Source organism: Ligilactobacillus hohenheimensis (genome assembly GCF_947381805.1).
In the GTDB taxonomy this organism is placed as follows: domain Bacteria; phylum Bacillota; class Bacilli; order Lactobacillales; family Lactobacillaceae; genus Ligilactobacillus; species Ligilactobacillus hohenheimensis.
Genome location: NZ_CANCXC010000004.1, coordinates 116,633 through 131,883, shown reverse-complemented (window position 1 = coordinate 131,883; position 15,251 = coordinate 116,633). Strand labels below are relative to the sequence as shown.

Annotated in this window: 13 protein-coding genes; all 13 read right to left on the bottom strand. The window is 52.0% G+C overall.

Annotation, left to right across the window (positions count from 1 at the left end):
- Positions 1–51: 51 nt before the first annotated feature.
- The 13 genes from QOR60_RS06155 to QOR60_RS06095 all read right to left on the bottom strand — a co-directional run bounded on the left by QOR60_RS06155 (position 52) and on the right by QOR60_RS06095 (position 15,234).
- Positions 52–1,452 (bottom strand): MFS transporter, encoded by a 1,401-nt coding sequence (locus tag QOR60_RS06155; RefSeq protein ID WP_283582495.1) that lies wholly within the window; start codon positions 1,450–1,452, stop codon positions 52–54.
- Positions 1,400–2,233 (bottom strand): dihydrodipicolinate synthase family protein, encoded by an 834-nt coding sequence (locus QOR60_RS06150; RefSeq protein WP_283582494.1) that lies wholly within the window; start codon positions 2,231–2,233, stop codon positions 1,400–1,402. Before QOR60_RS06150 ends, QOR60_RS06155 begins: the two co-directional genes overlap by 53 nt.
- Before the next feature lie 93 nt (positions 2,234–2,326).
- A complete protein-coding gene (potE, locus tag QOR60_RS06145) occupies positions 2,327–3,646 on the bottom strand; it encodes a putrescine-ornithine antiporter (protein WP_283582493.1) in 1,320 nt (439 codons plus the stop codon).
- A 17-nt stretch (positions 3,647–3,663) separates the two neighbouring features.
- The gene (gene speC, locus QOR60_RS06140) at positions 3,664–5,829 is read right to left on the bottom strand and encodes an ornithine decarboxylase (protein WP_283582492.1); all 2,166 of its coding nucleotides are present in this window, start codon (positions 5,827–5,829) and stop codon (positions 3,664–3,666) included.
- A gap of 442 nt (positions 5,830–6,271) precedes the next feature.
- The gene (locus QOR60_RS06135) at positions 6,272–7,087 is read right to left on the bottom strand and encodes an alpha/beta hydrolase (protein WP_283582491.1); all 816 of its coding nucleotides are present in this window, start codon (positions 7,085–7,087) and stop codon (positions 6,272–6,274) included.
- 147 nt (positions 7,088–7,234) lie between these two features.
- Complete coding sequence (locus QOR60_RS06130) at positions 7,235–7,570, bottom strand: AzlD domain-containing protein (RefSeq protein ID WP_283582490.1); 336 nt, start codon at positions 7,568–7,570, stop codon at positions 7,235–7,237.
- Positions 7,571–7,586: 16 nt separating this feature from the next.
- On the bottom strand, positions 7,587–8,354 hold the full coding sequence (locus QOR60_RS06125; RefSeq protein WP_283582489.1) for an AzlC family ABC transporter permease: 768 nt from the start codon (positions 8,352–8,354) through the stop codon (positions 7,587–7,589).
- A 72-nt stretch (positions 8,355–8,426) separates the two neighbouring features.
- On the bottom strand, positions 8,427–9,176 hold the full coding sequence (locus QOR60_RS06120) for an SAM-dependent methyltransferase (RefSeq protein WP_283582488.1): 750 nt from the start codon (positions 9,174–9,176) through the stop codon (positions 8,427–8,429).
- A complete protein-coding gene (locus tag QOR60_RS06115) occupies positions 9,176–9,625 on the bottom strand; it encodes a Fur family transcriptional regulator (protein WP_283582542.1) in 450 nt (149 codons plus the stop codon). Before QOR60_RS06115 ends, QOR60_RS06120 begins: the two co-directional genes overlap by 1 nt.
- A 56-nt stretch (positions 9,626–9,681) precedes the next feature.
- Positions 9,682–10,266, bottom strand: coding sequence for a metal-dependent hydrolase (locus tag QOR60_RS06110; protein ID WP_283582487.1), 585 nt, complete (start codon positions 10,264–10,266; stop codon positions 9,682–9,684).
- A gap of 12 nt (positions 10,267–10,278) precedes the next feature.
- Positions 10,279–13,347: an AAA family ATPase gene (locus QOR60_RS06105; RefSeq protein ID WP_283582486.1), complete on the bottom strand. Its 3,069-nt coding sequence runs from the start codon at positions 13,345–13,347 to the stop codon at positions 10,279–10,281.
- Entirely contained in the window at positions 13,337–14,455 is a 1,119-nt protein-coding gene (locus tag QOR60_RS06100; protein WP_283582485.1) for an exonuclease SbcCD subunit D, read from the bottom strand. The genes QOR60_RS06105 and QOR60_RS06100 overlap by 11 nt, the downstream gene beginning before the upstream one ends.
- Positions 14,456–14,547: 92 nt before the next feature.
- Positions 14,548–15,234, bottom strand: coding sequence for a 2,3-diphosphoglycerate-dependent phosphoglycerate mutase (locus QOR60_RS06095; protein ID WP_283582484.1), 687 nt, complete (start codon positions 15,232–15,234; stop codon positions 14,548–14,550).
- Positions 15,235–15,251: the final 17 nt, after the last annotated feature.

The following is a 15,251-nucleotide window of genomic DNA, read 5'->3' as shown; positions in this document are numbered from 1 at the left end:
TAATACCAAACGGGTGGGATTAAAGTCCCACCCGTTTTTTGGTGCACATTATCATTTTCGGGACACTAGCCTGGTCCAGTTAGCCCAGATTAATAGGCCAACAATTGCCATTATCCCGACGACGTTGCCGTACTGGCCGGCGCAATGGGCCGCGCCGGTTAACCAGGAGCTCACGGCCGCAATCCCCACGGCACCGGAATACTGCTGTGCGGTGTTTAACACGGCATTGACATCCGGACCCATCTCCACTGGAACCAACTGGTAAGCATGGGTCATCAGGTTGCCGAGAACTAACGCCAGCCCCGCGTTGTAACAGCAATATACCGCTGCAATTATTCCGCGCGGTTCCCGCCAATAAATGCAACCTGCTAATAGGACCAAGGTACTGGCAAAAATCACTAGTCCCTCCTTAACTGGTGCGGGTTTGTGCCGATCGTAGTACCGTCCAGCCAGGGGCATTAAGCTTACCCGGCACAGCAATCCCGGCAAAAGTAATAACCCAACGGTAAACGCCGACTGGCCGGCACTCAGCTGTAAGTAGTTGGGTAAAACAAACCCACCCAGGGCAACATTTACCATTTGAACCGCAAAAAATAAACTAAACTCCCGGCTAAAGTGGGTTACCCGAAATAACTGGTTGTCGATGAACAGGCGGTGGTGCCGGGCCCACTGCCATCCCAAAATAATTACCAGGCCACAACCACAACTGCTTCCGACGAACCACTTCAGCCGGAAAAGATTATTCGCCAGTAATAACCCCAGACCACAAAGAAGCATCGCTAACACAAATGACCACCAATCAAAGGGTGTGCATCCCTGCTGAATTCGCTGGCTTAACCACGGAAATGCCAGGATCATTCCTAGGATTACTATGGGGATGAGAAGCCAAAAGACGCACCGCCAATTTCCTGTTTGAAGCACAAGTCCCCCGTATATGGGGCCAAAGGTAGGGGCAAGCGCGGTAATCACGGTTCCACCCGCCATAAAGAATCCCAGTTGGGCGGGCGGACAGGTTGTTTCAATCACCAAAAACAACAGCGGAATGCATATTCCGGTTGCAACGCCACACGCCAGCCGCCCGATAAGCAGCACGCCAAACGTTGGGGCAACGGCGCACCCCACGAGGCTAGCGAGGAACAGCCCTGCGCCCCAACCGAATAACCGCCGAACCGCCACTCTGCGTTCAAGGGGCGCCGTTAACATCATCATCCAGGATGACGTTAACAGGTAACCCGTTGTCACCCACTGGATTGCCCTTAACGGCACCCCAAACGTTGTCATTAACGTTGGAAAGGTGACGTTGAGAGCTGTTTCAAGGAGCGTTCCCGCAAAGGCAACCATCCCGACCCCGATGACGCTAAGAAAAACCGTCACCTGTTTCCTAGTAATCCGAGCCATATTAGTCCCCAATCGGCGCCCGACCAACACCCATATCAATGCCCGTCGCAGCACTAATTTGGTCCTTCAAATAGGAATAGAAACTATGCTTGTCAATCTCATCAACCGCCTGCTGGTGGGGGAACGGAAGGGTTGGATCGGTTAACAGTTGTTCAAACCACTCCTGCATCTCAACCGGGAAAAGATTCCCGCCAATCGATGAAATCCGCATATACCCAACCCGCACCTTGGCTGCAAGCTGGTGTTCACCCCCCGCGTACACGAAAACCGGTCGTGAACACCGCTGCAACATTTCGGGAACGCGGGTCCAGTCCCCCGTTTCCTTAATCCCGATGATATTTGGTTCGGCCGCAACCAACCGTACAAACGACTCAACGGAAATGTCAAAGCCCGTTTGTTCCGGGTTATTGTAAATAATTACGTCCTTATCACTACACAGTTCCGTTAGGTGCTGCGCGTACGCATACCCTTCAGCTTGAGTGGGTTGAATATACGGCGGGAAACCAATTAGTGCGCCCTTAATCACCGGACTCTCATTTACCCGACGTGCAAGGCGTCCTGCTTCACGCTCCCGAATACCAGCCACCCCAAAAATCACCTCAAACTCATCCGCAAGTTCAGGATGCCGGTCAACCTCATCAACAAGGGCAATCTTCTCATCCGCTGTCATGCTGTGCTGTTCCCCCGTTGTTCCTGAAATCATCGCTGAGTGAACGCCCAACTTTCTCAGGTAAAGAAGGTACTTAACCGTATTGACAGGATCAACTTCCTCGGTCTCCCGCTTAAATGCAGTTGGAATTGCAATGTGGTACGCAGCCGTTAATTTTGTTCTCATGATAATCCTCCTTAACGTAAAACCGTGAATCATTCTGGACAATCCAAAACAATCCACGGCTTGGTAGCAACATAATATTATTACTTCTTTGGTTTAGCCTAGCTTATTCTGCTGCAGGTCAAATTTCGGGGATAACAGCCCGTAAATCGTCCATCCGGCAAACGTTACGATACTTCCGTATAATACGGAGGTTGCGCCGCATGCATAGATTGCGTATAACGTGTACAACCCAGCAAGTACCGCAATAATGTTTGTCAGCAGCCGCTTCCGCTTGGCAATCGTCCCGTTTGCCCGCTGCAGGGTCATCAATGAACCCATTGATAACAAGTACGGGATGGCGTTCGTTACCACGGCGAGGTTAACCAGGATGGTGAACTGCTTCGACAGCGTTGGGCTAATCGTCATCATCGTTAAGAGCGTCTGGATAACGGTGATGATAATCATTCCTGCAAGCGGGGTCCCGTTGCTAATCGTCTTCTTAAAGACCTTCGGGAAGTACCCTTCAACCGCTGAAGAACGGAACACTTCTGAAATCGTGAACTGCCATGCTAACAGCGAACCGAAGCAGGAAATAATCATCAGGGCGATGACAATCTTGCCGACCATCGGGTTAAACATGTGTGCAAATGCTAACCCAAACGGTGCGTTAGATGCTGCTAACTTAGCGTTTGGCACAATTCCCTGGATAACGTTGGTGGAAACGATGTACATTACACCGGCCCCAATCGTTCCCCCAAGAACGGCAATCGGCACGTTCTTCTTCGGGTTTTCGACAGCGTCCATGTTAGCTGACGCTGATTCCAATCCCAGGAACGACCACAACGTGATTGAAATTGACTTACTCAATCCGTTGAAGAAGGTGTAGTGGTGCGGGTTCCAGGACGTGACGTACCGGTGACCACTAAAGAAGAACCACCCTAACAGACAAACCGCAACGACGGGGATGATAACCCCCCATACGGTAATCGTCCCGAGCTTCCCGGTCTTTTCCGGGCCACCAAAGTTCAAGACGGTTGCCAGCCAAATCGTAATGGCCGTCCAGATTGCCACCTGTAACGGTGACTGGTGAATGCCAAACAGGTCAGCAGCATACCCAACCGCTGAAATGGCAATCGCCACGTTCGCAATTAACAGTGACACCCCGTACGTGTAGTTGGCCATGAACGACCCCGCCTTACCGTACGAATACTCGGCATAGCCCCCCATTCCACCTTCGTGCTTGGTGTACATTCCGGCCTGAGCAAAGGCGTACGCTAACAGCATCGCCCCAACGGCCGTTACTAACCATGACAGAATGGACATGGTCCCAACCTGCGCCAGGTTGGTTGGCAGCATGATAATCCCAGAACCCATCATGTTGATGGCGGTAATCACCGTCAGCTGAACCACGTTCATTTTCTTTTTCTGAGCCACAACAAATCACTCCAATATTATTTATCTGACTTATCCCATACGTAACCGTAGGCGTTAATCCGCCCGTCTTCTTCCTTGAAGTAAACCCCCTGAATTTCTGGTGAGAATCCTGGGAACTTGTTGATTCCTTCTTCAAGGATTGTGAAGTACTTTTGTGCCGTTTCGGACCACTTTTCACCCGGCACAACACAGAAGACTCCCGGAGGATACGGCAGCGCCCCTTCAAGGGCAACTTCGCCAACGATGTCTGATAACTTAACTAACTTAGCATTGTTGTGCAGCAACTCAACGTTGGCATCGTATGCCGTCATGGCCTGTTCTGGGAAGTAGTCCCGTAAGAACATCCGCTTCTGGTATAACTTGGCGTTGTTTTCCTTGTAGAAGTTGTGCAGTTCCTGACATAGCTGCCGGATACTGTAACCTGCATACCGTTCCTTGTTTTCAGCGTACAGCCGTGGCAGAACGTCCTTCAACGGGGCGTCTTCCTCAACGTACTGCTGGAACTTGAGGATGTGCGTTACCAGGTTGTCCATCTTCGTCTTTGTTTCAGCCGGCGTCATCAAGAAGAGAATGGAGTTTAAGTCGTTCTTTTCTGGGATAATTCCGTGCTCCCGTAGGTAGTTGGCTAAAATAACGGCCGGAATCCCGAAGTCTTCGTATTCCCCGGTTTCCGCGTTAATCCCCGGCGTCGTTAGCATGAACTTGTTTGGATCAACGTAGTACTGGTCCTTGCCGTAGCCGTCAAAGCCGTGCCACTTGTCACTCGGTTCAAACCGCCAGTAATCAATGTTATTGGCAATTTCTTCCGTATCAGCATCTTCCCACTTCTTACCGTGAACCACTGGTGGGACAAACGGCCGAATCTTGGAATTGTGCTTCAGGAGTTCCTTCCGGGCGTTGATTGACGTTACTAAGCAGTCATGCCATAACCGCTTCCCAGCTTCCCCTTCCTGCATCTTGGCGTTTACGTCAAGTGATGCAAACAGCGGGTAGAACGGTGACGTTGATGCGTACTTCATGTAAGCATTGTTGAACCGCTTGTGGTTGATGTAACGCTTCTGCCCCTTAATGTGGGAGTCCTTCTTATGAATGTATGATGCCTGTGAGAAGCCAGCCTGCTGCTTGTGCACTGACTGAACAACCAGAATCCCTGGGTCATCCGGTCCCAATTCAGGAATTAATGGTGATGAGTTCTTCATCATCGGAATAAATTGCTCGTATCCAACCCACGCAGAGTCAAAGAGAATGTAATCACACAGGTGCCCGATCTTTTCAATGATCTTCTTGGCATTGGCAATCGTCCCGTCGTATGTTCCTAGCTGGATAACAGCTAACCGGAACGGCCGCTCCTGCTTAGCCTTTTCCGGGTCAACCTTAGCTGCCTGAGCCCGCAGGAATTCTTCATCAAAGTCATCGTTGTAGATACCCCCGATAAAGCCGTACGGATCCCGGGATGTCTGCATGTAAACCGGCCGACCACCGTTCATTACCAGTGCTGAGTTGTAGGCGGACTTATGGTTGTTCCGGTCGAACAAGACCAGATCATCCGGGGCAACGGCAGCGGTAATCGCAATGTTATTGGAGGTCGTTGATCCGTTCATCACGAAATACGTCTTATCAGCGTTAAAGACTTGAGCGGCGTGCTTTTCCGCTTCCATCGCTGGTCCTTCGTGAATCAATAAGTCCCCTAAGTCAACATCGGCATTACAGATGTCTGACCGGAACAGGTTTTCCCCGAAGAACTTGTAGAACTGGTTTCCTGCCGGGTGCTTCCGGTAGTAGCCACCACCCTGGTGTCCTGGGCAGTCAAACTGCAGGTTCCCCCGCTCAACGTACGACTTCAGTTCCCCGAAGAACGGTGGCAACACGTTCCTTTCGTACTTAGCAGCGGCGGTTTCGATTTCCCGGTCGTAAAGAACGTTGTCATACTGTGTGTTGATGTTTAAGATGTGGTAAACATCCTTGGCATCATCAATCACCTTGTCAGCATCCGTCGTAAAAACAAAGACAGGAATGTCGAACTCCGTTGCGCTTACCTTTTCAGCAACTGCCATGTCGTTATCGGTAATTACTACCGCGGCAACATCAACAAAATCAGTGTGGTCTGCTAAAACCGTTTCACGCTCAGTGTTAAACAAACTGGCTGATTTTTCCGTGACAGCAATTTTTAACTTGCTAGCCATAATAACACTTCCTATAGTTATTTCCCGGCCGCAAACATAATTGGATCCAAAAGTATTTACGTACCTACAGTTCCAAGTATATATATATATATATATATACGGATGCAAGCGTTTTACTCAAATTAAAATAATTCGCTTTCACAAAACCACCCCGGCCGGCGTTTACGCCATTAAATATTTTCGATTATCTTCCTCTTCAGCAGAAAGCGAATATATGAATTAACATACATTCATTTAAATTAAACATCTTTCTGGCCCGTCCACTTGGAAAATTCACCAGCAAAAAAACGAGTTCGCCGGTCGTTAAAAACCGCCACCTTAAACTGCATAGGTTTAGCGGCCCTAAACTTCCGTAGAACTCGTTTGGATAAAATCAGTTTACAAAAAAGTTGGGCTCCTATATGTCCCAACCTTCATTCTCATTATGAACTAACCGGATAAGCTAATCCATCACGTTAGTCGTTACCCACGTCTTAAACAGGCCAACCCACTGCTGAACGGCCGGAACGATCTGGTCTTCATTGGCCGCCGTTTCTGCACTGGCTAAGGCTAACCCATGGGGACCATGCGGAAACATGTGGTACTCACAGTTAACCCCGTGGTCCCGCAGTGCTTGGGCAAACATAATGGTGTTATCAACTGGAACCGCCTGATCCTCGTATGTCTGCCACATAAATGTTTGCGGGGTGTCCGCTGAAACCTGCTTTTCAAGTGAAACCTGTTCCAATAACTCAGCGGATGGGTTCTCACCGAGCAAGTGGTCGAATGACCCCCGGTGGGCCTTTTCACCACTCGTAATTACCGGATACCCGATTGCCAAAGCGTTTGGCCGAATCTCCTCCGGATTAAACCCAAGGTCCTTGAGCACCGGCTGGTTCCACATCGTCGCCAATGATCCTGCCAGGTGACCACCAGCGGAGAAGCCCATTGCAATAATCTTATTAGGGTCAACGTGCCATTCGTTAGCGTGCTCCCGAATCACCTTAACGGCCGTTGCTAATTCAGCCAGCTGGGCCGGAAAATGGGTTGGGGTGCAGCTGTAATCAAGGACAAATGCCTGTAACCCAATCGCGTTCATCTGGTTAGCAATCGCCTGTCCTTCCCGCTGAGAAACAAAGGCGTACCCGCCCCCCGGACAAATTACAACGGCCGGCCGGACCCGGTTTTCATCAATTTCTGCAGTGTTATCCAAAACGTAACCCGTCAACTTCGCCGTTTTGGTGAGCGGCGTTGTTAGTGTCTGTGTAATAATTTGCATCATTATCTCCCCTTTACTTAACGTTCCCGTTTATTATACCGCTTCTTAAAATCATACTGGTACATTTACCCTTCTTAAACAAAATAAAAATCCACGGCAACCTTACCGTGGATTCTTTAAACTGAATATTGCTTTTCTCTAAATAACCTACGCCATTCCAAATGCCCAGGTTAATAGCGCCACCGCTACCAGTCCACAAACAACTGATAACCCCATGGACCGGCTTCGGTACGCTACAAGGACAACCAACAGTGCTGCAATCAACTTCGCACCGCTGTGAAGCCCGATAAAGGCATAGCTTGAATCTAAAAATAGATCCTTTACCACAAGTGCCGTAAACAACGACACCGGCACGTACTTCATCCACTCATTAAACCACTGTGGGATGTGGTGTTGGGTAAAAATCCGAAGCGGGAAAAAGCGGGGACAAAACGTCACGACCGCCGCCAACAAAATTAAAATCAGGTGATCCGTTGATGTCATCACGCGCTCCTCTCACTTACTCTTCCTTCGCAATCTCTTCCTGATCACTTCCAGGACTAATAATATGCTTCAACCAGAAACCCTTTGCCTTGCCGGCCTTCCGGAGCCGGTCTTCAATAAAGAAGCCTGTCAGTGAAGCGATAATCGTCGCAACGACTAACCCCATCGTACTCTTAAGGGCAACCATCGCAATGGCCGCAATCACTCCTGATAACACGCTAATCACAATGGTTAGCCGACTCCGCATCTGCATCACAATCATGTAGATAAACAGTGATGTCAACGCAAAATCAACGATTGCCAGGTTAATGTGGATTACCCCACCGATGATACACCCAACGAGGTTAGAAACCGACCAAAACAGAAGCGAATAATGCTCAACCATCAGCGCATCACTTGGGGTCCACTTCTTATCGGTCATGAACTTCAGGTAATTAACCGCATAGTTTTCGTCGTTCATGGAAATCGCGAAAGCCCAAACGAACCGCTTGCTCTTTCCACGAACATACTGTGACAAACTTGAACCAAGCAACGCATACCGTAATTCCAGGAAAAACAGCATGATCAAAATCGTGTGCAACGGTGAATGCGCCAACACCATTGAAGCAATCAAAAACTGCGCCCCACCTGAAAAAACCGTCAACGACACTAACAAAGCTAGGAGTGGCACAAACCCCGCCTTATTTAGCAGGATTCCGCACGCCAACCCAATCGCAATGTAGCTCAAGCAGAGTGGCAGTGAGACCTTCAGGACCTCAAGCCACCGTGGTTCCCTTTTTTCCACAAAAAAACCTCCAAGTAATGCTTTTTTGCCCTCACAAGGCGATTATAACATACCAGCCTGTTCTCCCAACGATTAACGATTGCTAAAATAACCAACCTGATAAACACGATCACGGATAAAATCAAAGGGCTGATGGTGGCGGTTAAGTGCGTAAACCAACCGCACGGGAACCCGGTGCCAGAACTGGGCACTATTGGTTGCACCGTTCTTTTCACCAACCACAATCAACCGTCCGCGCCACCCAAGGGTCGCTAGGCGCTGAACCACCGCAACATCACGGGCGGCTTGGTCCGGCGCCCATGCCATAATAATTGCGTTCACCTCCGGCGCATACCGCTCCACGGCAGCAACCGCATCCAGGGGTTCAACCGGCGTCCACGGTGTGGGGTGTTCATTATCCTGCCCGTGCCAGTCAAGGTTATCGGTCGCAATCGTCCGGGGTAAATACCGGGCAAGCGCAGCATTTCCGGCCATCAATTCCAACCGGTTCCCCGGCCCGAGATATTTATCCAAGTCGCGAACCCACCGCATCGTAAAAAGGTGCCACAACCCAAAGGAGGTCACCATCACTTGCCGAAAATCAGCTAATAAATCCCCCACCTCACTCAATTGGGGGCAGTCATCAAGGTGTTGCCAGATTAACTCATCACTGAACCCCAACCGGGGAAGGCGGTGCGGTAATTGCTTTTGGGCCACTGCCTGAATGGCCGCTTGCACCTGGTCAATTTGCTGACACGCCGCTGGAACCATCCGCGCAGTCACGCGTGCTCGCGCCAATGCCGCGGTGTACGCTGACAATGGGGCCTGTGCTTGCAACGCCACTAATTATCCGCCCCTAACGTGCGTTGACAGTCCGGACACAGGCCGTACACCTCGTACTGACTACTCTCAACCTTAAAGCCCGTCGCCTGCTTGGCCGCACTCTCAAACTGCCGGAACGAATCATCAAAAACATCGACAATGCGGTTACACCGCGTACAAATAACGTGGTAGTGCGGTTTACCGTAGTAGTCATACCGTACGTGGCCGTTATTATCATTTTCAACTTCAATTACGATTCCCGTCTTTAACAGCAACTCCAGGGTGTTATAGACCGTTGCTAAACTCACTCCGAGCCCGTTTTTCTTCACGTAATCGTAAATCATATCGATCGTGGGGTGCGCCGTGGACGTGAGCAAACAGCTTAAAATCGCCTGCCGCTGAGGCGTACTCTTAATCCCATGCTCCTTAAGAATGTGAGCGGCGCGCACCATCACTTCCTGATCATGCATCATTTTCATTCACTCCCCGCTTCCTTTTTCTACTTTCATTATACTGAAAACCACCTTCATCGGGGCAAAAAACTCTGACATTCCCGAATCCAGTGACCAACCGTTACTAACCACCCTCCAGGAATCAAGTGTGTCAGGGTCCCCAGCCATATCAATCGCAGTTCAATCAGGAGCAAGCACCCCATAAAGCCTAAAATCAGGTACTCGCTAATCTTCCCGGTTGAATAATAGACTAACCCGCCAAAAAGACGCATTCCCCGGTGACCAAGCGGCCATAACCACGGCACCCCGTCCTTTGAACCGGCGTCCTCAACCAGGTGCGCCAGGTAGCCAAACGCCAACCAAAACGGCAACACCCCCGCGGCAGCCGTTAGGTAGTGGCGCTGCAACAGGACAGCAATCAGGTAAACCCCAATCAGTGCAACCAGCGAATGGGTCATCCCCCGGTGACCAAACGCACCGTGCGTCACCTTACTCACTACCCGGTGCCGGCGGCCAAGATGTGAAGTGGGCTGGTCAATATCGGGAAGTAATGTCCCCACCGCTAAGGCCCCCAGATTAATGAGGGTCAATTGGTGATCAACTGCCATTAACGGCACCCCAAGCGCCGCAGTTGTTACTAGGTGCGTCCGGTACTGCATATGGTTCACCTCCTAAAGAACTTGGCGGACTTCAACGTGACTCCTGCCGGCCTGGCTTACCACCCGGAGCTGGGCTGGAATCGTCGCCCGTAATTCGGTTACGTGACTAATAATCCCAATCATCCGGTGCTGCCCCTCGACCTGCCGGAGGGTCGCAATTGCGGTTGCGAGGGCATCCTGGTCGAGCGAGCCAAAGCCTTCATCAATGAACAGGGTTTCCATCGTCACCCCACCGCTCTGTTCCTGAACGGTTTCTCCTAGCCCAAGGGCAAGGGCTAACGCGGTGATGAAGCTTTCCCCGCCAGAAAGGGTCTGCACACTGCGCTCCCGCCCCAGGTGATCATCGTAGACGTTTAGTTCCAGCCCGCTATCCTTCCGGTACGAACCTTCCGCATCAGCAAGCGTTAGCTGATACCGTCCCCGTGAGAGAACTTCCAGCCGCTGATTAGCATTCGTGAGCACGGTTTGGAACAGGTGGCGTTGCACGTACTTTTCCAGGCTAACCCGGGAATTATCAGACGTCCCCGCCATGACCTGGGCTAGTTTTTCCAGTTCACCCAGGTGGGCCGCCCCAGCAGTCATTTTCTTATCAATGGTCTTCACCTGGTACAAGGTCTCCTTCAACCGCTTTACCTGAAAAACCGCATCGTTTAGGGCGTGATTAATTTGTCCTGCCCGGGCCTGTTCGTCCTCAAAACGGCGCTGGGTTGTTACAAGATCTGGCTGTTTCTGGTTAGCTAACTGCTCCTGTAACTCTTGCAGCTTTGCGCGGGTGGCCCGGTGTGTTTCAAGCGCCGCTGCGAGCCGCTGTTTAACCTGAGCTACCCGGGGGGCATTGACGCGCAGCGCTAACACCTCCGCCATGCTAAGCGCCGGCACAACCTGAGCTGCTTCCCGCTGAAGTTGTTCCATTTGCTCCCGCCGCCGCTGCTCTAACCGGTGTTGTTCCCGCACCGCCGCCTGAAGATCCGCCACAACCTGGGCCTGGTGCTGGGCAAGCGCCTTTTGATACTCCTGGTTATCCGAAACGGCCTGGCGGTACCCTTGCACCGCCCGCTCTTCTTCCGCTAGGAACTGCTGTAAGTCCTGCTTCGTCGGGTATTGTTGGGGAAGAGCCTGCCGGGTCGTTGTCGCCTTCACCTCAGCCGCACTAACCCGCTGGTGTGCGTCCGTAACCGCCTGGCGCTGGTTATCAACGGCGCGTTGGGCCATTCCAACCTGCTCAGCAAGAGCAGTCTGGCGTTGTTCGAGCTGCTGGCTCTTCTCCTGATCACGGCGGGCTTGCTCCTTTGCGGCTTGGGTCGCAGTTATCTTAGCCTTAACCTTCTCAACAACCGCTGCCGGTGTCTGCTGACCAACCGTTTGTTGGAGTGCCGTCCACCGGGAGGCAACCTTTGCCCGGGCTTCATTCACCTGCTGTTGTTGGGCAGCCAGTTGCTCTTGAAACCCCCGGAGCTGTTGAGCAGCCTGCTGGGCCTGCTCTTGCAGCTGATCAGCTTCATCCTGCGTAACCACTGGGGCTGCATTCGTTGCCGGGTGTGGGTGCGTTGTTCCCCCGCACACCGGACACGGCGTTCCTGGGCTGAGTTGCTGGGCAAGGGCCGCGATTTGATTGCTAATCAACTGGTCGTGGGCTTGCTTAGCAGCTTGCTGGGCAGCCTGGTCAACCTCCTGCTGGGCGCTAACCTGCGCCGTTAACTGCTCAATTTGACGCTGCATTGCTGCGATGTCATTTTCCTGTTGGCGCGCATCCGCAACCTGATTGCTCAAATGCTGGGCTTCCGCATAATCCCGCTCGGCCGTTGCCAGCCGGGCTGCGGGGTTCCCAAGGGATTGAAGTTGGTTATCAATTTCCTGCTGGGTGACCGTCAACTGTTTCAGGTGCGTCTTCTGCTCAGCTAATTGCCCTTCAGCCTGAACCTGCACCTGCTTAGCCGCTTGCCATTCCCGGTCAGCTTGGGCAGCCTGATCGTATAAAGCGAGCTGGGGCGTTAGCTGGGCAAGCCGGGTCGCCCGGTCAGTCATTTCATCCTGCCGGGCGGTTAGTTTTTTCGCCTGAGCAATCGCCTCTTCCATCTGGCGCTTAATGGCTGCTTGCTCCGTCGTTAAACGCTGAACCCGTTCGCCAGTATCGATTTCTTGCGTAATTAGGGTATTCAACTGGGTGACCGCCGGCTGTTTACTAAGCAACCATTCCCATACTTGAAGCTGTTTCTGCCACCGCTGAATTACCGGTTGAACGGCTTCATCCGCAACAACCTGCTGCTGCAGTTTCGCCAACCGGTCAAACCGGCGAGCCAATTCCTGTTCCTGCCCGAGCTGTTCCGCCAGTTTTGTCGCCTGAGCATTAGCCTGCTTATACTGCTGCTGAAGAGCCGCAACCTCTTTGTCACCCGCAGCAACGAGGGCTTCCAGGTGTGCCTCCGCTTCACCAGTAACGGGAGCCTCTTTTGGCCACGGAACACCCGCAAATAACCGTTCCCGTTCTTCTTGCAGCTGCTGGTTAGCAAGCCGCTCCTGCCGGTACTGGTCGTTGATTGCCGTACTCCACTGAGCGTACATCTCCGTTTGAAACAACGACTGCAGGATCTGGCCCTTTTCATCGCTTGAAGCAAGTAAAAAACGCCGAAACTCCCCCTGTGGAAGCAATACAATCTGGGTAAACTGGACCGCAGTGAGGTGCAGTAACTCCTGAATAAACTGTTTAATCGGGGTAATTTTTTCTAGGGCTTGCTTGACCCCGTTTTGATCGTGGTAACTAAGCGACTGGTGGCCGCCCCAGTTCCCCGACTTCGTGCGGTGAATTTCCCGGGAAATATTGTACTGCGTCCCCTTTTCACTAAAGGTGAGGTGCACCTTCATCGGGCCATCCGGCGCGAACGCCGCCATCATTTGTTTGGGCTTCCGCTCTCCCGGTACTTCCCCGTATAACGCGTACACAAGCGCATCGAAGAGGGTCGTTTTCCCGCTGCCCGTCTTTCCGGTAATCAAAAAGAGGTCCTGCCCGCTAAACGCCGTAAAGTCGATCTCTTCGTGGGAATACGGGCCAAAGTTATCAAGAACCAATCGCTCAGGGCGCATCGTGCATCGCCTCCACTTTGCCAAGAACCGCTGCCGCAATTTCCTGCTGAACGGAACTTAACGGCTCACCGGCAACATCTTCATAATAGGCAGTCAAAACATCCAGTGGTGCTGTCCGCTGAACTTCCTTTATCTTTCGGGGAGCGGGCGTTACCCCGTTTACCCTGGTCATTTCGATAACCCGGGGGTAAAACTGCCGCAACTGGTTCATTGCATCCGGAATAATTCCCTTATCCGTCAGCTGGACCGCCACAAACGTTTCCGGATCAAGGTGCGGGTGGCCGGGGCCAACCAGCGCCGCAAACTTATCCCGTAACACCACCACGTCATGGAGGGGAGTCAGCGGGAGAAATTCCCGCGTTCCTGCGGTGGTATCCACCAGCCAACACCCCTTCTGGTCGCGGGCTTCACCCACCGAAAACTTAACCGGCGTTCCGCTATACTTGATCTTGGGATGCCGCAGGGCGGTGTGCGTGTGCAGGTGTCCCAGCGCTACGTAGTCAAAGCATCCCAACTGTGGCAAGCTAACCGGTCCCAGACCACCCACTTCCAGGGGTGTTTCTGATTTGGTCCGCAGACTTCCACTTGCAAAAAAGTGGGCCACTAACACGTGGTGCATGGTTGAATCAAAGTTACCCCGCATCCGCGCGATTAACTGACCAACCGCTTCATCCATTGTTTTGACCGGTTGCCCTAAAAAGTTGCGGGCCGCCTGCAGGCCAAAGAACGGGATCAGAAAAAACTGCGTATCCCCCAGAGTCACGGGAGTCAGACAGTCATCAAGCGTCGTGCGTAAGACAAAGCCCTGATCGGCATACCACGGTGCTCCCGTCGCAAGCCGGGGGGCCGAATCATGGTTTCCACTGACCACCAACAACGGCAGGTGGTCATCACGGTTTAACCGGGCAAACATCTGATTACCAAGCTGCACGCTCTTTTCACTTGCAATGCCGCGGTCATAAATATCACCCGCAACGACCACCGCGTCGACGTGGTGCTGTAGGGCAAGCTGTTCAATTTGGTTAAACGCATCTTCCTGCTCCTCAACAAGCGAGTACCCATGAAGTTGCTTCCCAAGATGCCAATCGGCTGTATGCAGAAACCGCACTGTCGTCCCCTCCCATCGCAATTAATCACTCATATCGTACCATAAAAAAGAAGCCGGCTTACAAGCCGGCTCCCCGTTCCTTAATCTATGGATTAAAGCTTTTCCTTGGAAACGATGTTCAGCTTCTTGTCCATTTCGTAAACAATCGGCTGACCCGTAGCAATTTCCAGGTTAATGATGTCTTCGTCAGAAATTCCTTCGATGTACTTTGTTAAAGCCCGGAGTGAGTTCCCGTGTGCGGCAACGATAACGTTCTTGCCGGCAATCAGGTCCGGAGCAATGTGGTCTTCCCAGAATGGCATAACCCGTTCGAGGGTAACCTTTAAGTTTTCCCCACCAGGAATGATGTGCGGATCAAGGTTAGCGTACCGCCGATCCTGTGCCGCTGACCGCTCGTCGTTTTCGTCCAAAAGCGGTGGCAGAACATCGTATGACCGCCGCCAAATGTGGACCTGATCAGCACCAAACTTTTCAGCAGCTTCCGCCTTGTTCTGACCCTGCAGGTCGCCGTAATGACGTTCGTTTAAGCGCCATGACTTCATTTCTGGAACCCAGAGCTGGTCTGATTCTTCCAGGGCGTAGTGCAACGTCTTGATGGCCCGCGTCAGAACTGACGTGTAGGCCTGGTCAAATTCGATGCCCGCCTTCTTAATCTTCCGGCCGGCTTCCTTGGCCTCTTCAACACCCTTGTCACTTAACTGAACGTCCGTCCAGCCGGTGAACAGGTTCTTTAAGTTCCATTCACTCTGTCCGTGACGGATAAAGACTAACTTTGCCATTAATAATGACCTCTTTC